This window comes from Enterococcus sp. E5-37, from assembly GCF_035726925.1.
GTDB classification, from domain to species: Bacteria; Bacillota; Bacilli; order Lactobacillales; family Enterococcaceae; genus Enterococcus_B; species Enterococcus_B faecium.
In genome coordinates this window covers 24,041-50,098 of sequence record NZ_JAPMLG010000001.1, presented here as the reverse complement: position 1 = coordinate 50,098, position 26,058 = coordinate 24,041, and the positions used below count along the sequence as shown (strand labels likewise).

Here is a 26,058-nt window from a genome sequence, read left to right as displayed (position 1 = left end):
TTTTTCGGAAGTTTCCTTCCCTCAAGCCCAACATCTCAAAAAGAGAGATTGGCGTTCGTTTTAACGGTCGAACAGTTCCGAATTTGCCTACTTATCGACAAATTATTCTCCAAGGCCATTTTCAGCTTTTCTTACTTGACTCTTCTCACCAGCCAGAGCCTCTCTGCAAAGTTTCCAAACTTACTTTCCTTTTCAACGAAATCGATATTTTGTTGTTGGGATTAATCTACATGAGGAAAACTGAAAAGTCAAGTACGAAATTCAAATTATTTTTTCTATATTTATTTTTCTGTTTTTTTATTTAACATTTCAATAACAGTTCGAAGATCTTTTCCTTCCGCAAGAAGTTTCAATTTTTCCTTTTCTTCGACGGTATAATTTCGGACAAAACTGGAATCAGGTATCAAAACAACGCCTAATCCTGCTCGTGAAGCAGCTGTTGCTCCTACTAAAGAATCTTCCACTGCAAAGGCTGAACTAGCTTCTAATCCTGTTCGTTCCAAAGCTGTCAGATAAGGAATCGGTGAAGGCTTGTTCTCCGACACTTCGTCTCCGAATGTAAACGTGTCAAAGTAATCAGCTAATTTAAAGTGATCCAAGATATCTGTTGCTCTTTTCGTAACAGTGGTCGTAGCAATGCCTAGTTTCATATGACGTTCTTTTAAGTCTGCCAATATTTCTTTTGCATATGGTTTTAAGTGGATGGCTCCGCTTGTCAGCTGTTGATAAAAATATTCTTCACGCTTCGCTCGGACTTCCTGTACTTTTTCAGGGCTACCTGCTGCTTTCACTAAAATATCAAAACTTTGTTTCCAGTTTTTTCCGCCCCAAGCGTCAACGATTTCTTTTGGGATATGGATATCAAATTGCTGAAATCCCCAAAGCCAGCCATCACGATACGTTTTTTCTGTGTCAACTAACAAACCATCTAAATCAAATATTGCACCTTTCATCTATACATTAATCCTTTCCAAAACAATACACATAGTTTAGCACGACTGGTCCAAAAAGAACAGAAGCAAAGAACCATCCTTCTCGTTTATAAGAGTTCTTGGAATCGACGGATATAGATTTTCTTCACAGCTGTCACAAGCGCCAGATAAGCGATGACTGTAGCAAATAACCATAACCAGTAATTGCCAGGAAGTGGCATCAAGCCTAATTCAGTACCAAAACTTGTAAAAGGAAGGACAGAACCGACAATAATTCCTAATGTAGTGATAACAAACATGGCAAATGTTGCATTGCTTTGGATAAATGGTACTTTCGGTGTACGCAGTGCATGGAGCACTAAGGTTTGTGTCCATAGTGATTCGACAAACCATCCTGCATGGAATAATGCGATGAAAATCACTTGCTGTGAACTATCCAATGTATGGAAACTTCCGCCCACTACAGCAGGACAAATAACAAAATACATCAACAAGTAAGTAGTAATATCAAATATCGAACTTGTTGGGCCAAAGTAAACCATGAATTTCCCAATACTAGATGCATTCCATTTTTTTGGCTCGTCCAAATATTCTTTATCCATCCGATCCCATGGCAAGGAAATGCAGGAAACATCATAGATCAGATTCAAAAACAGAAGTTGTAAAGGCAGCATTGGTAAAAATGGCAGGAACGTACTTGCAATCAGCACGGAAAACATATTGCCAAAATTAGAACTTGCTGTAGCCTTGATATATTTCATGATATTCCCAAAAGTTTCTCGTCCAGAAAGAAGGCCTCTTTCCAAAATCGTCAAATCTTTTTCTAAAAGGATCACGTCTGCAGATTCTTTCGCAATATCCACAGCTGTATCTACAGAAATACCGATATCAGCCACTTTCATTGCAGGAGCGTCATTGATACCATCTCCTAAAAATCCGACAGTATGACCATTTTTACGTAAAGCTGTCGTCAAACGTGCTTTTTGCTGAGGATTCAATTTTACGAATACTTCATGGTCTTCAGCTACTTGTGCTAATTCATGATCACTCATTTCCGAGATTTTCTCACCGGTAACCAATTCATTGATCTCTAGACCTACTTGACGGCACACTGAACGTGTAACTAATTCGTTGTCCCCAGTCAGAACTTTTACAGCTACACCATGTTCTTTCAGAGCTTTCAACGCTTGTTTCGTTGTTTCTTTTGGTGGATCAAGGAAAGCAAGATAACCAATCAAAACCATGTCTGACTCATCTTTGACTGAAAATTCTCCAACGACGCTTGGATTGGTCTTTTGTGCGACACCAATCACTCGTAAGCCATCTTCATTAAGTGACTGTACTTTTGCAAGTACGGCTTCTTTTCGTTCTTTTGTTAATGGTGTAACAGTACCGCCAAGATCAATAAATTTAGAAATGTTCAGCATTTCTTCAATCGCGCCTTTTGTGATCATTTGTGTTTTACCAGCTGGATCAGCAACCACAACACTCATACGGCGACGTTCAAAATCAAAAGGAATTTCATCCACTTTTTGATAATTGATCTTATCTGTATCTAAAGTTTCTGTTGCTTCATCAATGATAGCCACATCTAACAAATTTTTCAGCCCTGTTTGATAGTAGCTATTTAGATACGCATGGCGCAAAACACGATCATCTTCATTTCCTTCACAATCCATATGATATTCAAGAATGATTTTATCTTGTGTCAATGTCCCCGTTTTATCCGTACATAACACATCGATTGCACCAAAGTTCTGGATGGCATTCAAATTTTTGATCACTGTTCCTTTTTTGGCCATCACACTTGCTCCTTTGACCAAATTCGTCGTAACGATCATTGGAAGCATTTCAGGTGTTAGACCAACTGCTACAGATAGTCCAAAAAGAAAAGCTTCTAGCCAATCCCCTTTTGTAAGCCCATTGATGACGATAACTGCTGGAGCCATCAATGACATAAATTTGATCAGTAGCATGGATGTTTTATGGATGCCTAATTCAAAGCTTGATTGAATTGGTTTTTCAGATAGCGTTTCTGCTACATGACCAAATAGTGTTTCATTTCCAACAGAAACAATGATTCCTTCCGCACTTCCACTGATGACATTACTTCCCATAAAGACAAGATTTTCGTAACTTGTTTCGCTTTGCTGATCGTCTTCACATACTTTCGCATGCTTTTCTACTGGATAGCTTTCCCCTGTCAATGCTGCTTGGGAAATGAATAAATCCTTTGCGGACAATAAACGCATATCCGCTGGTATCATATCCCCTGCTGAAAGCCGAACAAGATCTCCACAGACGATTTCTTCCATAGGAATCTCTGTGTACTTTCCATTACGTTTTACAGCTGCCGTTACTTTCACAAGTGATTTCAGTTTTTCAGCCGCTTGATTGGAACGTACGGACTGAATCAACGTCATTGTCCCGCTGACGATAACCATAGTGAAGATAATGGCTACACCGAAAAGATCTTTATCCCCAGGAGCTGCTAATACATATTCCGTGATGAATGAAATAATTCCTAATGCGATCAACACTAATGTAAATGGCGTGATGTATGCTTTCAATATTTCTACGATGAATGGTGTTTTTTTGCCATATGAAATCGCATTTTCACCGTAATTTTCTCTTGAACGTTCGATTTGTTCTTCTGTCAATCCATTTGCTGATGCATGGAATAGTTCAAATAATTCTTGTTTCGTTTTTCCAGCAAAAGCTGCATAGATTTTTTGTGTATCTTTCTTTTTTTCCATCTCAATCTCTCCTTTGTGTCCAAAAGACAGCTGTTCTCGCTGCTTTTGGTCTTTAGCTATTCATCGGATCGATAGAGAAAAAACTGAAAGGGGCTGAGAACAGATAGATAATAGCCCTGGCCTTTCCTCTAGATCCTTGTTTTTCGAATGACTGTCATCCATTTGTTCTCATCTCCTTTACTAAGTAATTTTAATTCATGACTTCCAATCATTTTTCGAATAGTTATTTTCCCAATTAGACCACCTCCTTTTTATTTTTCACCGATGGGGATTTGCGGCAACAAAAAAACCTCTCGCCAAATACTCAGCGAAAGGTTTGAAAAAGCATATTAAAAAAAGCTTCTCAGATCTCATCGTTGAGTTTTGACACTGTACAACGTAAAAAGCAGATACCTGCTTTTAGCTACCTTATGAAAAGCCTTATCTCGACAATTCCTGTTCTACCCATTGGCGTCTCTCGACGTTTTTGGGCAGTAGCCTATGTTTGTATAGGAGCCTCACCTAACAAATCTTATTCGGTTTTCCTTCGTTAATATAACAACTAAAAAAGAGGATGTCAAATCAATTTTCCATGTTTTTCATACTTTTTTTAAAATACACGCGTTATATTCCTGTCTCACGCGGTTTTATTTGTCTCATTTTCCACCTCCCGCTATAATAGAAATATAGTAGGAAACGAGGTGCTGTTATGGAAAGAACACTTGTTATTATCAAGCCAGACGGCGTGAGACGCCATTTAGTCGGAAGCATCATCCAACGTTTTGAAGCAAAGGGACTGGCCATTGCTGAAATGAAGTTTGAAACTATGACTCCTGAATTAGCAAAAGAACATTATCAGCACTTGACTGAGCGCAGTTTTTTTGATGAACTGATCGATTACATGACTTCCGGTCCTGTCGTTTATCTTGTCCTGGTCGGCGAGGAAGTGATCGATATCGTCCGTAAGATGGTTGGAGCAACAAAAGCTGCCGATGCTGTTCCAGGTACGATCCGAGGAGACTACGCGCTGCCGGGGACTGAAAACATTATTCACGCTTCTGATTCCCGTGATGCTGCGGTAAAAGAGATCGCCCGCTTTTTCCCGCCATTCGATATAAACAAACCGTCTGAAAAAGCGGCGAAGTGATACAAATTCTAAACTGCTGGTCTAGTTGCTGGGTTCAGCAATGGCCAGCAGTTTTTTCTCTAAGGACCTCCGTTGATTCTTTCCTAACATATATTCGAGCACTGTGAAGAATTCTTGGTAGTCTTTCGTCTTTTCTTCCCCTAAAGCAGCAGAAATCAATCTTTGATAATAATCTGCCATCAATGTTTCATAGATCACTGTACTTCTTTCTTTATGTGCTAAGCTCCGTTTCATATCTTCATTCACACTACGTGCCTTTTTCAACCGACCATTTTCTATATAAAACGAAGTCAGGTTCATTAAAAAAGTAAAGAGATACTGCTCATGATTGTTCAACTGTGCTAATCGTCGCATTCTTTTTTTGATTTTCAAATAATTGTTCTCAATGAACCGATCACTGAATATCCAAGGAAAATCAGCTAGAATAGATAGTTCAAATTGACCATAGTCTGGTATCTGCATCAAGTATTCTTCAATGATTCGGCATTCATAACGTAAAAATTCAAATTCTGTCTCAGATACTTCTGTTTTTTCGACCATGTGAAGATTCAAAACCAAATAATACAGATCTTCTGTTTTCTTAAAATGCCTACGGTTATTGCTGATCTCTTTATAAGGATCAAAGCTGTCTTCTTGTACCCGATCTAGCATTCGTCTTTTTTTCTTTAACTTTATTGGTTCATCCAGCTGGTTTCGCATCCATTCATATTCTGCAAGTGTCATGTTCATTCGCTCTAAAAATGATCTCAATGTTACAAATGACATTTTTTTCACTGAATTTGTCTCAATCCCGACTAGAGAAGTCTTAGAACAGATTCCTTCCGCTAATTGGGACTGTGTCAACTTCTTGTTGACTCGAAGTTTCTTGATCAATTCACCATCATACATAATAGTTCTCCTTTTTAATTTAAATTTTTCCGCATTCAATAAATAGATACGTTAAAAAGGAAAAATACACGAAAAAAATAAAAAAATGTTTTTTTCATAAAAAATACCAACCTTCAAGCATTAGAATGTTGTCTAACTACTGAAGGTTGGTTTGATTGTTTATTGATTATCTTTTTGCTGTTCAACGTCTGTTCTTGTTACTGGATATAAGTTGGTTGTTGTTTTATTGCCATTTTTTGAAAAGACACTTGTCGAATGTTCGCCTTTTTGCTTTTCGATTGCTTCATTACGTTCCGCTTCATTTTTATAGTCATATTTTTTCGGATCAATCGTCTCAAATCCGTTTGGCACATAAAACCGCAAGAGATTTTCCTGATTCAGCTTATCTGAAAGACTTAACGCAGTCTTGACTTTTTCCTGATCTTTGGAGATTTCCTCATCGATTCCTGCTGCTTTCGTATCGATGATTTCTCCTGTCTGATTATTGTAAGCTTTTCCTCCTAGGACGGTGTATTTGGGTGTCACAAAGTTCCCATTTCGAAAAGCAACTACTTGATCATGCTGAGAAGATAATAAGTCTGTACCAAAATGAAGATAATCTTTATCATCGATTCCCAAGAGATGAAGTAATGTCGGCAAAACATCGATTTCTCCACCGTATTCGTGATTGACTGACCCTTTAGTATAACCAGGCATATGAATCATTAATGGCACACGCTGCATTTGTGCGTTGTCAAATTCATTCCATGTATCTGGGTCTTTTCCAAGAGCACTTGCTAAGTCTTTATTATCTGTATTTGAGATGCCAAAATGATCCCCATAAATCACAAAGATCGAATTTTGGTAAATACCGGATTTTTTCAAATACGTAAAAAATTGTTCCAATGATTGATCCAGATAATGTGCCGTTCGAACATAATTATCTACTGTGCTATTGCCAGTATTCAAAGATGGAAAGTCGAAATTCTTGTCATCCGTATAATAAGGCGTGTGGTTGGTTACGGAAAGAAATTTCGTGTAAAACGGCTGTTGTAGATGCTCAAGATATTGGGCAGATTCTCTGAATAAATCTTTATCTAATATCCCATAACCTAACGTTTCGTCGGATTCATCAAAATAAGATCGATCAAAGAAATTGTCATAACCTAAGTTTTTATATACATGATCTCTATTCCAAAAACTAGCTACATTCCCATGGAAAACAGCGCTTGTATAGCCTTGCTTTTGTCCAAGGATCGCTGGTGCGGCTTGAAAGACATTGTCTGACCCAAGCTCTGTGAATAATGAGCCTTGAGGTAAACCAAATGTGCCAGTTTCCAACATATTTTCAGCATCACTTGTCTTTCCCTGTCCTACTTCATGAAAGAAATTGTCAAAGCTGATCGTTGCTTGATTCTGGAAAATACTATTTAAAAACGGTGTGACTTCTTGTCCGTCTACCTTCATATTAATCAAAAACTGCTGGAAACTTTCTAAATGGAGAACGATCACATTTTTCCCTTTAGCGATCCCAAATGTTTCGGGATTTGGCTCTGCATAATGTTTCTTTGTATAATCTAAAACTTCATCAATCCCATTACTGCTTGCATGCGCGCGAACACTGCTAGTCATTCCTGTTTTGATTCCGTCATAAATAGTATACGCATCGATTCCTAGATATTTGACAATATATGAACGGTCAAATGTTCGCTGCAGCAATTGTGGACGGTTGGCTTCGCTCAGCGCTAGATTTCCTGAAAAAATAAGCCCTGAAAGACAGGTAACAGCGATAGCCATCGGTTTGCCGACAGGTTGACTTTTGATAGGTATTTTCTTGACCTTCAACCAAACCAGTAGCCCAATGAACACAGCGATATCCAGCCAGTAGATGACATCATGGGGCTTCATCAAAGAAAAGGAGCTTCCTGACAATCCTTGCGACACTTTCGAAAAGCCTAATACAGATTTGACTGTAATGAAATCTGTGAATTCCCGATAAAAAATAATATTCAAGTACAACAAAAGCGTATTTAAAATATCAATGATCAAAAGAATAGCTAACGCTGGCTTTGGCTTTTTAATATACAAAGAAAGGCCAAAAAACAATAAGGTAGTCGCAATTGGGTTGATCCACAAGATAAAGTACTGGATCGTACCTTCCACACCTAATGAAAAATCTGCATAGTAGGCAATGATCGTCTTCAGCCAGAAAAAGAAAACAGCTGTCAAAACGATTGCTAAACGATTTTGGCACAATTTTTTAAGTTGTGTCACGTATATCACTTCTCTCTATTCACATTTTTTCTTATTTTGCTCCTGAAAAATGAAAATTTCCTAAAAAAGTTGTTATCTTAAGATTTTTTTATTCTTTCTAAAGATTATTCCGTCCACTTTTCACAGCATAAAACCGCTGCGATGTAAGCGATTAAACTAATGAAGAGATAAAAGTCTTGTGGTGACCGCTTCACTCCACGGTATTCAAAAGCCAGTTTCTCGGTATTCGTACAAAAAAAGAGGCTGTGACAAAATTCTTGTCGCAGCTCCTTATTTCTTGATGCAGGACAGCTTTTTCACAACTTCTTCTTTAAACGGTGTTCAAAAGCTTGCATCTGCGGTAATAAGCCCAACCAAACGAAAAATATAAGGAGCTATTTTTTGAAATTGCTCCTTGTGACTCAGACTGAAACGGCAGGTTCACAACCTCTTTCTTAAACGGTGTTCAATCAGCTGACCTTCGGTATTAGCTCAAAAAACGGCAAAATATGAGGAACTATTTTGCCGTTTGTTTCTCTAATACTCAGGTCAAAACGCTGATTTCACAACCTCTGTTTTTCATTGCCCATAAGTTTGATATTGTCCTTCTGATGACTCATTCGTAATGATTGAGGCTTGATTTTCTTCATTTCCCGTTATCGTTTGCCCACTGCCAGAATCTGAAGGGCTTGTTCCTGTCGATTCGTTTTTTTGAGAAGAGATAGTTGTTTTCTTGACTTGTTCATTTGTCTTTTTCCATTCCGCTAAACGATCGGCGACCACTTTTTTGTCTACTTTTTCAGAATAAGCGGTGATCACTTTTCCATTTTTCAAACGGGCTACTTTGTCGCCATCATGAGTCAAAAGCAAAACGGTCAAATGTTTGTCTTTGAATTGATATTGTCTGAGAGAAATCGCACTAAGTACGTCATCGATATTAATAAATTGATTTTCTTCTTTTCCTTTTGGCAAATAAATGTCCAATTCGCCTTTTTCGTAATTGGCAGTTATTTTATACTCCGCCCACCAATAAGTTGAGAATTCTTTTTTGAAATTATCTACTGATTCTTTGCTTGCTACGATTTTTTCTGTTTCTTTCTGAGCAAGATCTGCTGTCATTTTTCCTGAAAATGCTGCGGATAAAATAAGCAGTAAGAAAAAACCGAATAACCAAAAGAGAAGAAACGGTCTTTTTTTCCTCATGCTTTCCTCCACTCCTATTTAATTTTGACTATTCTATTATATACAAAAAATGAAATAGAAAGACAAAAAAGTTGAAAAAGATCGTAAATAATTGAACTTCTTTTTCACAAAATGGTAAGAATGGAGAATTTCACGCATTTGCTCTCAACTATTCTTTCTTAAGCCTCAAATCCGTTTTTATCTGATACGTCTTTGAACCAATGACCCGATTTTTTGATTGTTCTTTTTCCATCTTGTGCTAAGTCTACTGAAATAAAGCCATATCGATTCTTATATGCATTGGTCCACGACCAGTTATCCATACATGTCCACATATGATAGCCTAAACAATTGGCACCTTCTTGAATGGCTTGATGGACATATTTCAGATGAGATTGGACAAATTCGATCCGATAATCATCGTGGATCATGCCATCTTCTTTGATAAATCGTGCTTCGTTTTCTACACCCATACCGTTTTCAGAAATAAAGCAGTCGATATTTCCATAATGATCTCGTACATTGATCAAAATATCATAGATTCCTTGTTCATAGATCTCCCATCCGCGATAAGGATTCATTTTACGACCAGGCATTTCATAATTGTCGAAATAATCCTCAGGCATTGGACCGTTTTTAGTATCGATTGGTGTTTCTTTTGCTTTTACCCGGCGTGGCTGGTAATAATTGATACCTAAAAGATCTACTGTATTTTCTTTGATAACCGTCAAATCCTCTGCATGGATCACAGGCATGAGATCAAGTTCTTTTACTATCTCAATCAATTCACTTGGAAACTCGCCTTTTACAGCTGGATCAAGGAATGAACGATTGAAGAACGCATCTGCTATTTGCGCTGCTTTAACATCTTCAGGGTTTGATTCGTCTCTTGGATAGCTTGGTGTCAGATTCAAGATGATACCAATAACACCACCTTGCTCCATTTCATGGTAAGATTTGATGGCTAACGCTGAAGCCAACGCTTCATGATAGCCAACTTGGATCGCTTTTTTCATATCTGACTCTTCTGGATAATGCCATCGATATAAATAACCTGCTTCGACTGGAACGATTGGTTCATTATGAGTAAACCATTTTTTTACTTTCGAACCAAACAATTCAAAACAACTTTTGGCATATTTTTCATAGGCTTCAACCGTTTCTCGGTTCAACCATCCGCCTTTTTCTTGCAGATACACCGGCATATCGAAATGATACAGATTCACAAAGGGTTCGATACCGTTTTCAATCAACTCATCAAAATAACGATGATAGAAACGAACGGCTTCTTCGTTGATTGTTCCAGATTCATCAGGTATCAAACGGCTCCATTGGATAGATGTTCGAAATGAATTATGCCCAGTCTGTTTCATCAACTGTACATCCTCTTGATACTTCGTATAAACTTGTGAAGTTTTTTCAGGTCCTACTTGGTCAAAGAACTTTTGCGGTTCTTTTTTGTACCAATAATCAAAAATGTTCTCTCCTTTTCCATCACCTGAAATCCTTCCTTCTGTTTGTGGGCCACTTGCTGCAGAACCCCACCAAAAATTTGCTGGAAATTGATATTTTTTCATCAAAGCACCTCTTTTTCTTTTTTAGTTCGTTTTAGTTGATTCCATGTATGATATTTTCCATCACAATCACTTTTTCATTTTCTTCCTCTTCTTTTTTGATTCGTTTCAACAGCTGTTCTGCGGCTTGTTCCCCAATTTTATCTGTTGGTGGTGTAATCGTGATTTTCGGAAGGATGCTCAATTCGTTTTTATCCAAATAATCATAATGACTAAACGCAATGTCCTTCCCGATTCTGATACCTTCTTGATTGAAACATTCGATAGCACCGATCGACATATTATAATTGCTGACAAAAATCGCTGTTACTCCTTTTTCTAATAATTCTTTTGCCCCATAATAGCCACTTTTTCTAGAATAGTCTCCTGTAAAGACCTCTAATTGGATCGATGGATCATTTTGTACCGCTTCTTTGGCTCCTGCTAAACGTTCTCTTGCTACGTAGTCTGTTTGAGTGGCAGCAATAAATCCGATTTTTTTATGTCCTTGTTCACCATGATGAGCGATCACTTTTGCTACACTTTCTCGATCATTCACTAATATTGTATCAATACCTGCTGGCCCTTCTGGACAATTCAATGCGATAACTGGAATACTCATTTTTGTGAGCATTTCAAATCCAGACCACTCTTCTTCGGATAAGAAGACAATCAGCCCATCGATCACATGCTTCATCAGGTATTCAATTTTTTGTTCAATTTTTTCTGGCTGATCGGCAAACCCGCTTAATAATAAGCTATACCCATTTTCTTCAGCTACTCTTTCGATCCCTGAGACAACTTCCGACCCAAAACGGCTGGAAATCCCGTTTATCAAAAGTCCAATAGAGAAGCTTCGATTATTCTTCAACCCTTTAGCAATGATGTTTTCTTTATAGTCCAACGCTGAAATCGCTTCTGCTATTTTTTTCATGTTCTTTTCCTTCAGTTGCTGACCATTCAAGTAACGGGAAACTGTTCCCACTGAAACACCAGCCATCTTAGCCACGTCACGGATCGATGCCATACATTCTCACTCCTGCCAGTTACATTTGATTTCTCTTTCTTGTTGTTCGATTATGATGACCGCTTTCTTTGCATAGTGTTGCTTGTCATCAATATCCATATAACTAAAGTCTTCAGTAGAGCAACTTCCTCTCACTATTAATTATACTTAAACAAGTATTTGAACCGGTTCATTTTTAATATAGCATTTTTTTAAAAGATTGCAACACTTTTTTAAAACGCTCTCTGAAAGTGGCGGATTTTTTGCCTTTTTAAAATTTTATTCTAAAATTTACTCTATTTGTGGGTGTTTTGTGCGTTTTTCTCTTCCATCCGTTTGAAGTTTTACTTTCCAATGGTATAATTTCTTTATCCTATCAAATGGGGGAAGTATTTTGAAGAAATTAATCGTACTATTTATTTTGTCTGCGGGACTTTTGACATTGACTGGCTGTAATTTGTTTGGCGGCTCTGACCAATCCTCGGATGAAACAACCGATTCTTCTGTCTTAAAAGCGGAAAAAGCAGATATCACTAACAGTGTATATACGCTAAAAGTACGTAAAGATATGGATTTATCCGCGGGACAGTTGACATTTACAGATAAAAAAATGGAATGGACACGCACGTATCAGACACAAGGAACTGATTCTTCTGAATCATCTGAAGAAAAAACAGTGCTGACAGATATCAAGATCACTACCAAAGATGACGAATATATTATTTCAGGAAAAGAAAATAAAAAAGAAACAACAGTCATATTTACAAAAATCGGTAATTACCGTTTGAAGGATGAGGATGGCAACATCTACAGTCTATAGTGCCGTCTGTTGGATCTTCTTTTGTTTCTCCCCTTCTTTTCTGCTATAGTAAAGAAGCAAGATGATTGTAAAGGAGACGAAATGGATGATCGATAGTCCTGATTATTGTACATGTAATAACAACAAAAATATCCATACAGAATTTAATGACCAAGGAAGCTTGAGCATATGCGACAACTGTCACAAACTAGTCAAAGATTCATTTAAAACATTTGAATCTTATCCTGTTCAAAATTATGTAAAAAGTAGAAGAAGATAAACAAAATCAAGCAAAACTCACTATGGCTGATTTTTATGAACTTCAAACTCAGCTTCTTCCTTTGATCAAGCTTCATCAGTAAAACAAACAGTGGATCATTTCAGTTTACAAATCAAAGAGTAAAGATTTATTTATTTCAAATATTTGAATATAAAATAACCAAACGACAGAAAGGCTTATTCTACATCACGTAGTAATTTTTCTTTCCCGTCGTTTGGTTTTTTATTTTTAGCCTAATTCTTGACCTTTTGCATGCTGGTTATCCGTAAAATATTTTCCAGCAGGCTTTCCTTCCAATTCAGCTAATTTTTCTTGGATCTGACGGATCACCTTTTTTGCATCTTCTGGATTTTCTACAAAATCGAATGTATCCCCATCCACTTGTATTTTAGGACATACATCAAAATCTTCATACCATTGATTATAGCGGGTGTTCAACGTTTCGTAATAGGTATATAACGTTTCATCGCTTTCTAGCTGTTCATAATCACGCCCACGTTTTTTGATACGTTCTAGCATCGTGTCCAAAGAAACTTTGATATGGACCATCAAATCAGGCCGTTTTTTTGGAGCAACATCATCTAACTCGTTTAGCATCGTATCTAATAAGCTATCGTACTGCTGTACTTCGATATCCGTTACCCGACCTAAATCAGCGTTTAGATGGAACAACAGGCTATCTTCATAGATGGATCGGTCTAGCACATTGTCATCGTTCACTAAAGCATTTTTCATTGCTAAAAATCGCTTGTTCAAAAAGAAGATTTGCAATAAAAATGCGTACTGCTCAGGATTTGAATAAAAGAGCGGCAATACTTCGTTATCTTCGACATTTTCATAAAATGGTTTAGAATCAATCTCTTTTGCAAGCATATCCGTCAAACTGCTCTTACCTGCACCAATCGTTCCTGAAATCAAAATCACTGACATACAACCCTTCCTCTTCTATAAGTACTCGCCTACGTAAGTTTCAACAGGCAATGTTTCAAAATCATATTCACGTACAGCTTGGTCTGATTTTAAATACGTATGGAGACTTTGTGTAATCATCAAGTTTGTAGGTACCGTCTCTTCTTGTACAATGATCATCGGTTTTTTCAACATAGTTGCCACACCTAATTCGTAAGCCGTTCCTGGATCGATTGTTTGATGCTCAAAGTCAAGGATAGCAACAACAAATTCTGCATTTGTCAGTTCTTCCATATCTTTTTCGTATACTTCCTGCGCCCATCCAGCGCTGAATAGTTCATAATTGCTTTCTTGGTGATGACGTGGAGAGTAGAAACTTGTGACTGTTTTGTTTTCCTCCAACGCTTTTTCGATACGACTTACTCGATCGATTTGCTCCTCTGAAAAAAATGGTCCTGCTAAATATATTTGACTCATTATTTTGCCTCCTTCAATAATAACTGATTTTTAATAGATACTGCTCGTAATTCATTGACCAGTTCCAATGGATTGTTGGAAAAGATTACTTGATCCAACCATTTTTTATCCATAAAATCCTCTTTTGCAAAAGTTTCTAATAATTGTTGCAAGCCGCTGTAATAACCGCCAATATTCAATATTCCGATTGGCTTGTCAGGCGTCAGACCGATTGCTATCCAAGAAAGAAGTTGTGAGAATTCCTCCAATGTACCTAGACCTCCAGGGAAAACGAGGACAGCATCTCCCTTTTCAAATAATAATACCTTTCTTTCATCGATCGTTTCTGTAGGAATAAATGTAGTAACATCTTTTCCAGGCAATTCAGTTTCAAAAAGCCCATTCGGATAGATACCTGTGACTTTTCCGTTATTTTCCAGTACTGTTTTACTAATCACTCCCATAATCCCGGAGTATGAACCACCGTAAACCAGTTCGATTTCTTCTTGTGCCATGTATTTTCCTAACGTTTGCGCAATAAATTTGTAACTTTCTTTATTACCAAAACGGGAACCGCAAAAAACAGTAAGTTTCATAAAAAAACACTCCCTAACTCAAAAGTCTATCTTCATTCTACACGTGTTTTTTTAAAATAAAAGACTAGATTTTGTAGTTTTTTAGTGGTATATAGGATAGACACCACTATATATAGTATTTTGGAAAAAATCATTTTTCAGCTATTTTATAGATAAAGCAAAAATAAATAACGTGTTTTCATCGATATGAAATGACTTACTTATAGAAGATACTGGGATTTCGTCCTATATGCCAATAACGTGTATTATTTTAAACAACAAATACTTGTTTCTTTTATTAACGAAAAAATCATTTTGTTCTCGTGTTATGTTTCACTGATAAATGATGTTTCTCTAAATAAAAAAGCCGACGAACTAAACGATCAAAATTTGATCATTTTTGTTCATCAGCTTCTCCTAAAAATCTTTTTGTTAACGATAAATAGCTGGATTTGTAAAAATATCACTTGAATCGTCACTGCTGGAAGAAAATTCAGTGATAACCGCACCTGTTGCGCCTGCCTGGAACTAGTGTTTGATATTGGGCTCGATCGTGTACTGATCTCTAGCATGAAGAATAATTTCTTTTTTTACTGTATAATAACTTTCTTTCCTTTTTGGAATAGTACAGGAAAGTTTTTTTGTTTCCTTTCCTTCGACATAAGGTATACCAGACCTTTTCGACAACGAAAGGTTCTCATTTTTCCTTCATCGTCATTTCAAGGAGGGTGCCGATGCTCTGGACAGTTTCGATCGCTCCTAAACCAAAATCTGTATATTCGATTCTTTCTAACTCTGATTCTTTCATACCATTCCTGCCTCAAGGTACATCTATTGTACTTTTTTCTTGTAATCCATTCTGCCTCTCCTAACTAATTGTCAAATCATCCCAAGATATGTCTTCTTCCTCTTTTTCTTCTTGGATGATTTCTGCATTCGGATCTACTGGTTTTTTCAATAATAAAATGGTTATTCCTGTGACAAAAGAACCAGCTAACAATGCACCAATGAATGCCCATGGTCTGGTCATCGTAGCGACTGCAAACATTCCCGATGCCGGAATACGGCTATCTGCGCCCCAAAGCATGCTTAATCCGCCACCTACTGCCCCACCGACTCCCGTTGCTATGACATTGCGTGCCAAGTCGTTCAATACGATAGGGAAACATCCCTCTGTGATCTGACAGATCCCCATAGGAAAAGCGGTCTTCAATGTATCGATTTCTTGACGATTGAATATATTTTTACGAATGATTTTCCCTAAGAAATAAGCGATCGACAAGCCGAAAGGGGTTACCATCGAAGCTAAAATCAATACAGTGATTGGTTCATAGATTCCTTCTGAAAACAAAGCAAACACAAAAGCAAATACTACTTTGTTGATTGCTCCACCGTAATCGATTGATGATAATACTCCAATTACTGCACCATATAAAAATAACGAAGAAGTATCTAAATTACTTAGATAACCTGTAACCATCTCTGTAATCCAATTAATAGGTGTCCCTATCACGTAATACATGACCAATCCTCCAATGAAAGAACTGAGAAATGGTAAAACCAGAGTCGGCATTAGACCATCCATCCATTTAGGTACTTTGATTCCTGCCGTTAGTCCAATAACAACTAATCCAGATAAATATCCGCCAACCATTCCACCTAAAAATCCCGCTCCAATCCCACTAGCGGTCATCCCAGTAATCAAACCAGGGGCAATACCAGGCTTATCTGCTATTGAATAAGAAATGGCACAGGAAACAATCATTGGTAATAAACCTAAACCATATCCTCCCATCGTTGTCATCGTATCTGCAAAAGAAAACCCATCTGTGAATGATTCAATAGTGACTCCATCCATCATATTCCCAATAGCTAGCAAGAATCCGGAAGCGACGACGATAGGTAAAAAGAAAGAGATCGCCGTCATTAAATGTTTTTTGAAGCCTATTGATTTCAGTATCTCCATCTTATTCCCCTTCCATTCTTTCATTCAGCATCTCTTCTAATTTTTCGATCAGCTTTCTCGGAGATTTGACAACTAAACTAGTTGGTACTTCGACTACTTTTTTTCCACGAAAACGCTCTTTTCCGTTTACCTTGATATCTGCTGCAATAAGCACGACATCTGCAGCAGCAATGCACTTTTGCTCTAGTGGCTCTTGTGTTCCAGCAAGACCTTGTGTCTCAATCCAGATTTCATGTCCAAGGCTCTCTGCTGCTTGAAGCAGTTTTTCCTTTGCGATATACGTGTGTGCAATCCCCGCGGTACAAGCTGCGATTCCTACGATCTTCATTTTGTTGCCCCCTCACATATAGTATTTTGCTTTGCCATCTGATTGGAATAAATAAATTTTATCTAAAGCAACCTGTTTTGCAGCTTCCATACAAGGTGGAAACAGTATATTCGGTTCACGTATCTCTAAATCTCCTGAGTTCAAGATATCTCGGAGTTTTTCTGCGAATGCCATTTTGATATCACTGGAAATATTGATTTTATTTATTCCTAATTCTACTGCCTGACGAATCTCCTCATCTGGGTTGCTTGATCCTCCATGAAGGACTAAAGGAATAGTAGTCAATGATCGAATCGATTCTAAAATATCGAAGCGAAGCTTGGGTTTGAGTTCTTTAGGATAGATCCCGTGGGCTGTTCCAATAGCGATCGCTAAACTGTCGATTCCGGTCTCCTCAATGAATGCTTGTGCTGTTAACGGATCCGTATAAATAATCTCGCTGACACCGCCTTCTACAGTATTACCTGTGTCTCCGATCGTCCCCAGTTCGGCCTCTACAGAAATACCAACAGCGTGAGCTGCTTCTACTATTTTTTTAGATAACATGACATTTGTTTCATACGATTGATGGGATGCATCGATCATAACAGAAGTAAAACCTAAGCGGATGGCATGAATAATTTGTTTGAATTCATCACCATGGTCTAAATGGATACATACGGGAATATCTGTCTGCTCAGCTGCATATTTCACTTGAGCGATGAAACTGTCTGCCAAAAATTTCAGTTCTTCTGGATGGATTGCAATCATAACAGGAGATTCTGCTTCTTCACAAGCTTCTATCACTGCGTTCAATAATTGCCCAGAACCTGCATTAAAGGCAGGAACGGTAAAGCTTCTCTCTTTCGCTACGGCTAGTATTTCTTTTCCTGTTACTAACATAAGTCATTATTCCTCCTAGTCATTTTGTGTCAATAATATATATAATTCCTCGATTGAAGCAGCTTTTTTCAGTTCTTTGATAAACCTCTCTCTTGCCAAAAGTACGGCAATCTTTTGCAAAAGCTGAAGATGCCCTTTATTTTTGTCACCTTCTTGTACAGCAAATAAAATCACGATTTCTACAGGACGATCATCTAATGTTTCCCATGGAATCGGATCAGCTAAAGTAGCAGCTGCGATCACTGTCTGCCGGACACTTGGTGATTTACCATGAGGGATAGCAATTCCTTGTCCGATTCCTGTTGCTCCTTCTGCTTCTCTTTGATAGACATCATCCAAGAAACTTTCTGTATCAGTTATTACGCCTTTATCTGTCATGAGTTTTGTTAATTCTTTTAAGATTTGGCGTTTCGTTTGTGCTTTTGACTGAATGATCAGCAACTCTTCATAAATGACTTGAGTCAATTCCAGCGGTATTTCCTCCCTTCAAAAAAACAGGCTTGACGCATTCCGCTGAAGCGAAATGGGTCAAGCCTGTTGAACAGTGACTCCCCGATTTTTAAATTTTTTGATAGACACTTTCCACATCTCTTTCATTGATTGGATCCCCGATCTTGCGTCCAAAGCCTATTCCTTTTTTGATCAACACCCACTCCCCTTCCTCTGATTTCGCAATGATAGCATTGTGATTCAAAATAGCGATCACTTGCATCGGTTGCTCCTCTCCTTTCAGCGATAGAAAACAGCCAAATAAAATCTGCTTCCATAATAAGATACGCAAAGGCTAGTTCCTTTGACGAAAAAACATCTTTTTACACTGACCGATTCTGCTGGCTATAGCTCTATTAAAAGCACAAGAGATCTTCGAACAGAGCAGTTTTATCTTCAGGTGTATGTTCAGACAAAAAAGGTATTGAACACAAACGTCCAATACCTTTTGCTCAGCAAATAAAACGCATACATTTTGTTGAAATTTCTCCTCTAAAGGGTAGATTTCTCCTTTTAGATTCGATACAATAAACAAGGTTGATGTATTTACATTGACTATGGCAAACTTGGACGGTCACGTGTGATGACTTTTCAAGGTCTCTGCTTCTAGCTGCCACTAGAAGCAGAGGTGCCTTTTTTTATTTGGCTGTGTCTATCTGCCATTTATGATACTGATAGCGCCATCAGTAGTCAAGAAAAAACGAAAAAATACGAAAATGTGTACTGTTTTTCGGTCAGGTTTTTGTAAAAACAATATTTCTTATTCTTTTACGATCCATTCACGAAATACACTTGTTTCTAGTGCCCCTTCTTTTTTTTCTTTCTTCTAACAGTCTCAAGATGAGAGGTACGGCATTTCATTCATCCAAAACTTCTGGTGATCATACTTTTTTAGCCAATCCTTTTCCTGATTCTTGGCTACACCTTAAGTCAAAGCGCTACTGATAAGGACCTGCTTTTTTTGCTACATAACAATTTTTCTCCTCTTATGCAAATCTTATGCAAACACCGTAAACAAGGAAAAGTGTCGTGTGTTTAGCCATTTTGTTAGCTCCCCTCACAGTTTATAAAAAATTTATTCGCAAGAAACTTCAAGAGATACGTCTTAAGCTCCCTAAAGCTACTATTGTTAATGAAATTATAGAATTAGTGATTTATAGCTAGTCAGTACTCAACTCAGTATGTTGAAAAAGTATACTGGTATACGAACAACTTGATTATTTCCAAGAGTGGTCTATGATTAGGTTAAATGAACAGATAATGATCTTCTCTGCTAACTGAAGATAACTATCAAGTTCAAGAGTATTAAAGTATATACTACATTACTTATATTATATAGACACAATAAAAGTATTAAGGAGTGAAAGGTATGAAAAAGCTGGTATGGATTTATTCGGTAAACACAAGAGGGGGAATTCTTAAGAGTAGCGGAGCCGGTATGATCTGGAGTAGATCAAAGAAGCTTCAGGAACAATTACGTATAAAAGTTGAACCCGAATGGGACCTTTCAATCATTAGCTACGATATTACTACTGATATTCCCCAAGCTGATTTGATTATGTACAATGAAATGGATCAAGCTTATATGAATGATGAGATCAAAAAAAATGGGCTTTCCATCCTTTATCAGGATTTAGCAACAGCTGACGTAGATAGCATTTTCGATAAGATAGAAGCCTTTTCGAAATATAATCATTACAAATTGAATGATCCTGTGTTATAGATCTTTGAGTTTATTACCACCATAGCAAACAGCTATTAATTTTTAGGGAATATTTGCTACGTTACTAAAAAACGATTATTACCAAACTACTATTTAACAATCCTTATGTAAGTTATATTGACCAGATCCATATACTTATTTGAAAAGGAATATTGTTAGATACGGATTTTCTTTTTGAAAAATATAAAGAAAAAATACACTGCGTGAAAAAAAGAAAAAAACCATTAACTACATTAAAAGAAATGGTAGATGTAAATGAGGTCCCTATTTCCAAAATCTATAAAGATCATCTTGAAATGTTAAAAACCAATGTTGTTAACTCGATTTATGTTCGAAAAGAAAAAACAATAGAATTTCACCTATTTTATGTAGAAGACAACTCAAAAAGTAAAATATATTGTCAGTCATATGCAAAAAATCCAATCACACTCCCTAGGTTAAAGAAAGGAACAATTTATATTATATTCGAAGCGTCACTGGGGATCATGGAAACAAATTGCAGTTTATTAGCTATTGACTTTAGAATCCAACAAGGAATCGAACAGGAACATTTAGATAATAGAGATATTTATTTTTTAGATTATGTTTCAAACTTTGAAAATCGACATCTCTTTGAATCATACAGAAGACCGTAGTTCTGCTTGCAGTGTTCTCCTTTCATAATGGATGGAGGTTGTGACAGAAGTGGGTAGCTTCAAGAAATAAGAAGGAATTTACGAAAATTGCTTTTCAAATTTTTGTGAAATTTCGGCTTATTTTTCGAAGAAGTTACTTCTGGAACACCGTGTATCAGAGGTTGTGAAAAAGCTGCCCTGCATCAAGTAATAAGAACAGCCAAACAAAAATAGTTCCTCATATTTTACGTTTGGTTGAGCTTATTACCGCAGATGCAAGCTTTTGAACTCCGTTTATTCGGAAAAAGGAACTGCGACAAGACTTTTGTCACAGTTCCCTCTTAGCGTCATACTTTACGTTTATCTTTAAATTGATTTCTTTAGATTACATACGCTATATATCTACATGGTTGAGTTTTGTATGCTCTTATTAATAAATGATTTACAATTTTTGGAGACTTAAAAGCTTACTTTATATAAAGTAAGGCAATATAGTTGCTACTAGCAAAATAATATAGAGAAACAGTCCAAACAGATTTCTAGGATTGATAGTATACCCAAATCCCAGGCCCTTTTCAACGAATACCTCATGTTTTTTCGTAGGTTCTACGTTTATGAAACTAACAATAAGAATCCCTAATACAACAATAAATGAAATCAGCGGAAGAAAATCAAATTGGCTGTTTTTGAATATTGTATGTCTTAGAACTAGCATAATGAATACAATAACAACCAAAATACCTACTAAAAGATCATTTGCTTTCATTCCTTTGAGTTTCTTTTTTTTATTTTTCATTTTTTCTCCTCTTTTAATTAAGAATTTTATATCTTACATGGATTGTTTCAAATGGTTTTCTATTCAAAAAGGGAATTTTAACACTTTCAATGATTTCATCATAGTTCTCTGTGTTTATTTGATGGCAGACTTAAATCTCCCCGTAAGATATGTGTGTTGATAAGTATATTCTAAGCTTACGATACTTTAAATCATTCCATTTATCCACCTCGATAATTTTTATAGTCCTCATTGTAACTATCAAACATTAATTACCCATGAATTTTGTTTAAGTTTACAAATAAGTTGGTTTGTTATCTGTATCGGTGTATATCAAAAATCTAACAGGGGGAAATTTGACTTTTTCCTATTTTAGTAAGATAGTATCAAACCTTCTCGAGTGTTTTCTTAGAATCTTCCAGCATACCTAGTGTAAAATTTTATGGTTACGGACCTCATGTGTCATGTCTCTTTTTCTGTACTCTTCGTTATATGATTTTTTATTTGCAAAGACTCAAATAAAAGAAAAAACCCATGACCAAAATTCGTCATGAGCTTTTTTGATACTCGATGTAAGATAGTTTTTCACCTTGTCTGATTGGTATACTTAACGGATCAAGTCTGTTTCAGGATCATTCAGCAGACGCTCGACTTGTACTCTTGTCGTTAACGGAACATCTCCTTGGATCGAATGAGCTAATCGAGCATTTCCTAAGGCAAAATAAACGGTCTTCTGTAAGGACCACTTCTCAGAGAAACCGAGTAAGATTCCAGCAGCAAATGCATCTCCTGCCCCGATTCGATCAAGTACATCCAAGGGATAAACTGTTGTTTTCTCTGCTTCTTGTTGTGTGATCAAGTAACCACTTAACTGTTTTCTTCCATCCACACTTTCTCGCCTCGTCCCAGCAAACCACTGGATATCGTAGTGATTCATAAAGGACTGGATATAAGAAATAGGATCATGTTCGTTTTCTACATTGTCTGTTTCCTCCCACTGCACCAGTTCTGTCAGATCTCTAACTGAGCCAAACAAGATGTCGCAATAAGGTAACATTGAATGATAACGCTTCTTCATCTGTTCTTTTTTTCCATCTTCTTGATTCAAACTAGGACGATAATTGAAATCAAAACAAACTTTTTTCCCTGCTTTATGTGCTTGTTCTGCTAACTGGATAGCTGTTTCAGCCGTCTCATCAGATAAGCTTAAACTGATCCCGCAGATATGGATCAAATCGATCTCATCAATAAATGCTGCACAGTCATAATCCTCTATTACAGATAAACCAAATGAGCTATGTTTTCGGTTTTGATAAGTGACTTCTGTCGGACGGACACCATACCCCATTTCTGCAAAATAAGTCCCGATGTGTTGATATTGATGGATCACATACTTCGTTTGGATACCTAGTCCGTTCAAATTAGTGAGTGCTGCTTTTCCTAGACGATTGTCTGGCAGAGCCGTCAGTAAATAACTTTCAACACCAAAATGGGCAAGGTTCCCTACTAGATTTACGCCAGTCCCTGTGTAAGCCATGCGTAAGGTATGGGTTTGTTCCAGCATCAAATGTTCTGGAGGCGTGAGTCGCAGCATGACTTCCCCAAATGCACCAATTTTCATTCTTCTCACCTTATTCCACGATTTTTTTCATCAATTGCAACAGTTGGCGTACCTCTTCTGGGCGTGTATTACCTGTATCCTTGTCGATAATTGCACTATATACATGAGGGATGACCTTTTTCACTCCTGCGTCTATTGCGATCCGTACGATTTCTTCCACATTATCAAGGTCGATCCCACCAGTTGGCTCTAAATAAAAATCATTGGCAGCACAAGCTTCTGCTAAGGCTTTATATTCTTTGATATGAACAAGTCCCTTCATAGGAAAATATTTGATTGAGCTGCCGCCCATATCTTTCAACAATCGAATAGCTGTTTCAAGTGTCACGACTCCTGCAGGTCCTTGTGAACTTAAAGGACCAGTTGCGATGTTGACATATCCTTCTTTTCCCGTGGGAGAAACCAAACCGTTGATGACTGTTTCTGTCTGTTTCAATACAGCTCGGGAAGCTCCTACTCCTGTAAAGACTTGATTGACATGCTGAGGCTGCAATACTTCGGCTAAACGAGTGACCATCTGGCTCTGGTTTGGGTCTCCCGCGCCTAGACCGATAGATAAGGCATTATTTGTTGCTTGCTGGTATTTTTTCATTTCTGCAATAGCTGTTTCGTCGTCAGAAAAGTTCTTTGAAAGAACCCCTAAAACAATATGGCCTTCCGCGGCCTCATAGCATTCTTTTGCGTTTTCTACAGAATTTGCTAACACATTTAGACATATCTTATCTTTTAAATAATTGGGACTTAATCTCATTCCTTTTTCTCTCCTAGTTCTTCAAGATTTCTTTTAAGCGATCGATGATTTTCTCCATCTCCTGTTGATTGACGGAACGGATATCAAATTCAATGATGCCGTTGTTTGCCTGGTATTCTCTTGTATAGATGGCAGGATTTTTTTCTTTCAATGCTTTAATCACTTGTTTAGCTGATTGATCTCCTGAAACTTTCACACTTGCTCGATAGATTTCTCGACCTGCGCTATCTTGAACGATTTTAGCTTCCAAACGATCGATCTGATTGAGTTGTTCGATGAACGGTTGTAGTCTTTCTTTCATTGCAAGGCCAGACTCACTGCCTTTATTCAAATAGTCTTCCACTGCTTGGACAAAACCGAGGATATTTTCCTTTCCGATTTTCATAGAACGTCCGATTCCTTTTGATTGCATCCGAACCCATGAAACATAAGTTTTTTTTCCAATCACCATTCCGGCGCTTGGTCCTTCGATCGCTTTTGCCCCTGAATAAATAACTAGATCAGCGCCCAACTGCACATATTTTTTCAGATCTTCTTCTGCCGCAGCATCAACGATTAACGGAAGCTGGTGCTTTTTGGCAATCTGTGCTGCCTCTGACACGTCAAGCATACTTTTTTGTACCGTGTGATGGCTTTTTATATAGAGAATCCCTGCTGTTTCTTCTGTGATCATCATTTCGATCTGTTCCGGCGTACACATATTAGCGTAACCTGCTTCGACTACCTGACCGCCTCCTTGCTGTACCATGATTTCCACAGCCGTGCCGTAATCTACATTGTGTCCTTTTGGCAAAATGATTTGTCGTTTTTTGATGGATTCTGCATAAGGATGATAAAGGGGATACAGTTCTCCTTTACCTATAACAGCAGCTACCGATTGAGCGATTCCTGCAGATGCGGATGAAACGATCTGGACATCTTCTACTTCTAACAAATCGGCTAAATATTTTCCTGTTTGAATGCTTAATTCTTCCATCTCAAAAAAATGCTGGCCACCAAAACGTTGCGCGTCAAGAACTGTCTCTGAGAGGGTCGAGACTCCTAGAATCGTCATTCTTCCTGAAGCATTGATTACTTTTTTCAGCTGAAATTTCTCATGATTCGCATGCATAACTTTTTCCTCCGATAATCGTTTGTACTGGTTTAATTTGCTGATTTGACTGTCTTTTCTCTCCATTGGAATCGATTAGTTCCTTAGGTTGATTGATCAATTCAAAAACAGTAAAATCAGCGTCAAAGCCTTCTTTGATTTGTCCCTTCGTCTTCAAGTGAAAATTCTGTGCTGGAACTTCCGTCACCTTTTCGATGATTTCTTCCCACGTATATCCGACAAGCCGCAATTTTTCCATTGTTGTGGCCAAATCGTAGACTGGACCGTTTTTACGATTACGAATATAGATGTCTGTGCTGATCGTATCTGCTTTTATCCCTTGGTGATAGGCGGTTTCTGCAACTTGGAAATTAAAACTATCCGTCCCGTGTCCAATATCGAAGATGATTCCTCGATTTTTTGCTTCTACAGCTATTTGTTTGATTTTTTTCGTTTTCTGTTCCAAGATCCCGTTTGTTTTTCCATTGAAACAATGAGTCATAATATCTCCTGATTCCAGTAAAGCTAAAATATCCAACAAATTTGGCGGAGCAGAACCGATATGAACCATCAAAGGAAGCTGATGGTTTTCTTTTTGTATCCTTTTTGCTAGCTGTAGCGGAGTGATGCCGTTTTGACCCACTACGCTCTTGCTCATCCGTGCTTTGAGACCAATAATGAAATCCGGCAGTTCCTCGATTTTTTGCTTTACCATATCAGCTTGGATCTTGTTTAGGTCTGCTAGTTCATCTTGTGCAATGATTCCCCATTTTGAGATATTCAAAAGCGCATAGACATTTGTTTTTGCCTGTTTAGCATGTTCATAAAAATCAGCAATGTTTTCTGCCCCAGTCGTCCCCGCATCGATGACTGTTGTCACACCTTTATTCACGCCGATTTGATCTGGATAATCATAATACAGGGTCATTTCTTCAAAACAATGAACATGATCGTCGATCCAACCAGCCGACAAATATTGCTGAGGGGTCAAGCTGATTTTCTGACGAGCTTTTTTTGTGATGAGAGGTGCAATTTCGCAGATCTTTCCTTTGGTTATCCCGATATCGAAGGTCATCCCGTTAAACTTTCTTGCATTTTTAATGACTAAATCATACATAATCATTC

General features: G+C 37.5%; 25 protein-coding genes, 1 riboswitch and 1 other annotated feature (1 of these 27 running past the window's edge). Of the genes, 5 read left to right on the top strand and 20 right to left on the bottom strand.

Features of this window, described 5'->3' with window-relative positions; all coding sequences use genetic code 11:
- Positions 1 to 205: a binding site (T-box leader), on the bottom strand (it extends 29 nt beyond the left edge of the window).
- A gap of 76 nt (positions 206 to 281) precedes the next feature.
- Both OS138_RS00225 and mgtA read right to left on the bottom strand, forming a co-directional pair.
- Entirely contained in the window at positions 282 to 953 is a 672-nt protein-coding gene (locus OS138_RS00225; protein WP_002293780.1) for an HAD family hydrolase, read from the bottom strand.
- 86 nt (positions 954 to 1,039) lie between these two features.
- Positions 1,040 to 3,688: a magnesium-translocating P-type ATPase gene (gene mgtA / locus OS138_RS00220; RefSeq protein WP_002323359.1), complete on the bottom strand. Its 2,649-nt coding sequence runs from the start codon at positions 3,686 to 3,688 to the stop codon at positions 1,040 to 1,042.
- Between the two features lie 341 nt (positions 3,689 to 4,029).
- Positions 4,030 to 4,204: riboswitch (M-box (ykoK) riboswitch) on the bottom strand.
- 172 nt (positions 4,205 to 4,376) lie between these two features.
- On the opposite strand from mgtA, the gene ndk reads away from it, so the two are divergent.
- Positions 4,377 to 4,814 (top strand): nucleoside-diphosphate kinase, encoded by a 438-nt coding sequence (gene ndk, locus OS138_RS00215; RefSeq protein WP_002293327.1) that lies wholly within the window; start codon positions 4,377 to 4,379, stop codon positions 4,812 to 4,814.
- A gap of 21 nt (positions 4,815 to 4,835) precedes the next feature.
- Here ndk and OS138_RS00210 read toward each other — a convergent pair whose 3' ends face one another.
- From OS138_RS00210 to OS138_RS00190, 5 genes are all read right to left on the bottom strand, one after another.
- Positions 4,836 to 5,702, bottom strand: a complete 867-nt coding sequence (locus OS138_RS00210) for an Rgg/GadR/MutR family transcriptional regulator (RefSeq protein ID WP_002293329.1) — start codon at positions 5,700 to 5,702, stop codon at positions 4,836 to 4,838.
- A 159-nt stretch (positions 5,703 to 5,861) separates the two neighbouring features.
- Entirely contained in the window at positions 5,862 to 7,955 is a 2,094-nt protein-coding gene (locus tag OS138_RS00205) for an LTA synthase family protein (RefSeq protein WP_002329531.1), read from the bottom strand.
- A gap of 558 nt (positions 7,956 to 8,513) precedes the next feature.
- On the bottom strand, positions 8,514 to 9,137 hold the full coding sequence (locus tag OS138_RS00200) for a hypothetical protein (RefSeq protein WP_002293598.1): 624 nt from the start codon (positions 9,135 to 9,137) through the stop codon (positions 8,514 to 8,516).
- 158 nt (positions 9,138 to 9,295) lie between these two features.
- Positions 9,296 to 10,693, bottom strand: coding sequence for a glycoside hydrolase family 1 protein (locus OS138_RS00195; protein ID WP_002293599.1), 1,398 nt, complete (start codon positions 10,691 to 10,693; stop codon positions 9,296 to 9,298).
- A 31-nt stretch (positions 10,694 to 10,724) separates the two neighbouring features.
- Positions 10,725 to 11,696, bottom strand: a complete 972-nt coding sequence (locus tag OS138_RS00190) for a LacI family DNA-binding transcriptional regulator (protein WP_002293600.1) — start codon at positions 11,694 to 11,696, stop codon at positions 10,725 to 10,727.
- A 373-nt stretch (positions 11,697 to 12,069) separates the two neighbouring features.
- On the opposite strand from OS138_RS00190, the gene OS138_RS00185 reads away from it, so the two are divergent.
- Positions 12,070 to 12,495 carry a hypothetical protein gene (locus OS138_RS00185; RefSeq protein ID WP_002293601.1) on the top strand — a complete coding sequence of 142 codons (426 nt, stop codon included), beginning with the start codon at positions 12,070 to 12,072 and terminating at the stop codon, positions 12,493 to 12,495.
- 487 nt (positions 12,496 to 12,982) lie between these two features.
- Here OS138_RS00185 and OS138_RS00180 read toward each other — a convergent pair whose 3' ends face one another.
- The 3 genes from OS138_RS00180 to OS138_RS00170 are packed head-to-tail and all read right to left on the bottom strand — an operon-like array spanning position 12,983 to position 14,715.
- Positions 12,983 to 13,684 carry a deoxynucleoside kinase gene (locus OS138_RS00180; RefSeq protein ID WP_002293604.1) on the bottom strand — a complete coding sequence of 234 codons (702 nt, stop codon included), beginning with the start codon at positions 13,682 to 13,684 and terminating at the stop codon, positions 12,983 to 12,985.
- Positions 13,685 to 13,699: 15 nt separating this feature from the next.
- Positions 13,700 to 14,140 (bottom strand): nucleoside 2-deoxyribosyltransferase, encoded by a 441-nt coding sequence (locus tag OS138_RS00175; protein ID WP_002293607.1) that lies wholly within the window; start codon positions 14,138 to 14,140, stop codon positions 13,700 to 13,702.
- On the bottom strand, positions 14,140 to 14,715 hold the full coding sequence (locus tag OS138_RS00170) for a TIGR00730 family Rossman fold protein (protein WP_002293608.1): 576 nt from the start codon (positions 14,713 to 14,715) through the stop codon (positions 14,140 to 14,142). Before OS138_RS00170 ends, OS138_RS00175 begins: the two co-directional genes overlap by 1 nt.
- A gap of 240 nt (positions 14,716 to 14,955) precedes the next feature.
- Here OS138_RS00170 and OS138_RS00165 point away from each other — a divergent pair, with 240 nt between their 5' ends.
- The gene (locus OS138_RS00165) at positions 14,956 to 15,165 is read left to right on the top strand and encodes a phenylalanyl-tRNA synthetase subunit beta (RefSeq protein ID WP_002296192.1); all 210 of its coding nucleotides are present in this window, start codon (positions 14,956 to 14,958) and stop codon (positions 15,163 to 15,165) included.
- A gap of 397 nt (positions 15,166 to 15,562) precedes the next feature.
- Here the strand turns inward: OS138_RS00165 and OS138_RS00160 are convergent, their stop codons facing one another.
- The 5 genes from OS138_RS00160 to OS138_RS00140 form a co-directional block, all read right to left on the bottom strand.
- Positions 15,563 to 16,660: a PTS fructose transporter subunit IIC gene (locus tag OS138_RS00160; RefSeq protein WP_002323374.1), complete on the bottom strand. Its 1,098-nt coding sequence runs from the start codon at positions 16,658 to 16,660 to the stop codon at positions 15,563 to 15,565.
- Position 16,661: 1 nt separating this feature from the next.
- Positions 16,662 to 16,988, bottom strand: coding sequence for a PTS fructose transporter subunit IIB (locus OS138_RS00155; RefSeq protein ID WP_002293612.1), 327 nt, complete (start codon positions 16,986 to 16,988; stop codon positions 16,662 to 16,664).
- 12 nt (positions 16,989 to 17,000) lie between these two features.
- Positions 17,001 to 17,870, bottom strand: coding sequence for a ketose-bisphosphate aldolase (locus OS138_RS00150; RefSeq protein ID WP_002323375.1), 870 nt, complete (start codon positions 17,868 to 17,870; stop codon positions 17,001 to 17,003).
- A 15-nt stretch (positions 17,871 to 17,885) separates the two neighbouring features.
- Positions 17,886 to 18,335 carry a PTS sugar transporter subunit IIA gene (locus tag OS138_RS00145; RefSeq protein ID WP_002293614.1) on the bottom strand — a complete coding sequence of 150 codons (450 nt, stop codon included), beginning with the start codon at positions 18,333 to 18,335 and terminating at the stop codon, positions 17,886 to 17,888.
- A 94-nt stretch (positions 18,336 to 18,429) separates the two neighbouring features.
- Complete coding sequence (locus OS138_RS00140; protein WP_016628078.1) at positions 18,430 to 18,651, bottom strand: CAT RNA binding domain-containing protein; 222 nt, start codon at positions 18,649 to 18,651, stop codon at positions 18,430 to 18,432.
- Positions 18,652 to 19,728: 1,077 nt separating this feature from the next.
- On the opposite strand from OS138_RS00140, the gene OS138_RS00135 reads away from it, so the two are divergent.
- Both OS138_RS00135 and OS138_RS00130 read left to right on the top strand, forming a co-directional pair.
- On the top strand, positions 19,729 to 20,082 hold the full coding sequence (locus tag OS138_RS00135) for a hypothetical protein (RefSeq protein WP_002323376.1): 354 nt from the start codon (positions 19,729 to 19,731) through the stop codon (positions 20,080 to 20,082).
- A gap of 152 nt (positions 20,083 to 20,234) precedes the next feature.
- Positions 20,235 to 20,717 (top strand): hypothetical protein, encoded by a 483-nt coding sequence (locus OS138_RS00130; protein WP_002323377.1) that lies wholly within the window; start codon positions 20,235 to 20,237, stop codon positions 20,715 to 20,717.
- A gap of 451 nt (positions 20,718 to 21,168) precedes the next feature.
- Here the strand turns inward: OS138_RS00130 and OS138_RS00125 are convergent, their stop codons facing one another.
- The 5 genes from OS138_RS00125 to OS138_RS00105 all read right to left on the bottom strand — a co-directional run bounded on the left by OS138_RS00125 (position 21,169) and on the right by OS138_RS00105 (position 26,050).
- Entirely contained in the window at positions 21,169 to 21,492 is a 324-nt protein-coding gene (locus OS138_RS00125; protein ID WP_002291130.1) for a hypothetical protein, read from the bottom strand.
- Between the two features lie 586 nt (positions 21,493 to 22,078).
- Positions 22,079 to 23,092 carry a sugar kinase gene (locus OS138_RS00120; protein WP_002291132.1) on the bottom strand — a complete coding sequence of 338 codons (1,014 nt, stop codon included), beginning with the start codon at positions 23,090 to 23,092 and terminating at the stop codon, positions 22,079 to 22,081.
- 10 nt (positions 23,093 to 23,102) lie between these two features.
- Entirely contained in the window at positions 23,103 to 23,843 is a 741-nt protein-coding gene (dagF, locus tag OS138_RS00115) for a 2-dehydro-3-deoxy-phosphogluconate aldolase (protein ID WP_002323613.1), read from the bottom strand.
- Between the two features lie 13 nt (positions 23,844 to 23,856).
- A complete protein-coding gene (locus OS138_RS00110; protein ID WP_002323612.1) occupies positions 23,857 to 24,954 on the bottom strand; it encodes a DgaE family pyridoxal phosphate-dependent ammonia lyase in 1,098 nt (365 codons plus the stop codon).
- Complete coding sequence (locus OS138_RS00105; RefSeq protein ID WP_002291135.1) at positions 24,938 to 26,050, bottom strand: amidohydrolase/deacetylase family metallohydrolase; 1,113 nt, start codon at positions 26,048 to 26,050, stop codon at positions 24,938 to 24,940. The genes OS138_RS00110 and OS138_RS00105 overlap by 17 nt, the downstream gene beginning before the upstream one ends.
- Positions 26,051 to 26,058 lie beyond the last annotated feature (8 nt).

Excerpts from the sequence above, each read along its gene's own strand:
- OS138_RS00180 (WP_002293604.1), bottom strand. The coding sequence starts at position 13,684 with ATGTCAGTGATTTTGATTTCAGGAACGATTGGTGCAGGTAAGAGCAGT.
- dagF (WP_002323613.1), bottom strand. The coding sequence starts at position 23,843 with ATGAGATTAAGTCCCAATTATTTAAAAGATAAGATATGTCTAAATGTG.
- OS138_RS00225 (WP_002293780.1), bottom strand. The coding sequence starts at position 953 with ATGAAAGGTGCAATATTTGATTTAGATGGTTTGTTAGTTGACACAGAA.
- OS138_RS00175 (WP_002293607.1), bottom strand. The coding sequence starts at position 14,140 with ATGAGTCAAATATATTTAGCAGGACCATTTTTTTCAGAGGAGCAAATC.
- ndk (WP_002293327.1), top strand. The coding sequence starts at position 4,377 with ATGGAAAGAACACTTGTTATTATCAAGCCAGACGGCGTGAGACGCCAT.
- OS138_RS00125 (WP_002291130.1), bottom strand. The coding sequence starts at position 21,492 with ATGAAAAATAAAAAAAAGAAACTCAAAGGAATGAAAGCAAATGATCTT.
- OS138_RS00195 (WP_002293599.1), bottom strand. The coding sequence starts at position 10,693 with ATGAAAAAATATCAATTTCCAGCAAATTTTTGGTGGGGTTCTGCAGCA.
- OS138_RS00120 (WP_002291132.1), bottom strand. The coding sequence starts at position 23,092 with ATGAAAATTGGTGCATTTGGGGAAGTCATGCTGCGACTCACGCCTCCA.
- OS138_RS00200 (WP_002293598.1), bottom strand. The coding sequence starts at position 9,137 with ATGAGGAAAAAAAGACCGTTTCTTCTCTTTTGGTTATTCGGTTTTTTC.
- OS138_RS00135 (WP_002323376.1), top strand. The coding sequence starts at position 19,729 with ATGAAAAAGCTGGTATGGATTTATTCGGTAAACACAAGAGGGGGAATT.
- OS138_RS00190 (WP_002293600.1), bottom strand. The coding sequence starts at position 11,696 with ATGGCATCGATCCGTGACGTGGCTAAGATGGCTGGTGTTTCAGTGGGA.
- OS138_RS00210 (WP_002293329.1), bottom strand. The coding sequence starts at position 5,702 with ATGTATGATGGTGAATTGATCAAGAAACTTCGAGTCAACAAGAAGTTG.
- mgtA (WP_002323359.1), bottom strand. The coding sequence starts at position 3,688 with ATGGAAAAAAAGAAAGATACACAAAAAATCTATGCAGCTTTTGCTGGA.
- OS138_RS00110 (WP_002323612.1), bottom strand. The coding sequence starts at position 24,954 with ATGCATGCGAATCATGAGAAATTTCAGCTGAAAAAAGTAATCAATGCT.
- OS138_RS00105 (WP_002291135.1), bottom strand. The coding sequence starts at position 26,050 with ATGTATGATTTAGTCATTAAAAATGCAAGAAAGTTTAACGGGATGACC.
- OS138_RS00170 (WP_002293608.1), bottom strand. The coding sequence starts at position 14,715 with ATGAAACTTACTGTTTTTTGCGGTTCCCGTTTTGGTAATAAAGAAAGT.
- OS138_RS00160 (WP_002323374.1), bottom strand. The coding sequence starts at position 16,660 with ATGGAGATACTGAAATCAATAGGCTTCAAAAAACATTTAATGACGGCG.
- OS138_RS00155 (WP_002293612.1), bottom strand. The coding sequence starts at position 16,988 with ATGAAGATCGTAGGAATCGCAGCTTGTACCGCGGGGATTGCACACACG.
- OS138_RS00150 (WP_002323375.1), bottom strand. The coding sequence starts at position 17,870 with ATGTTAGTAACAGGAAAAGAAATACTAGCCGTAGCGAAAGAGAGAAGC.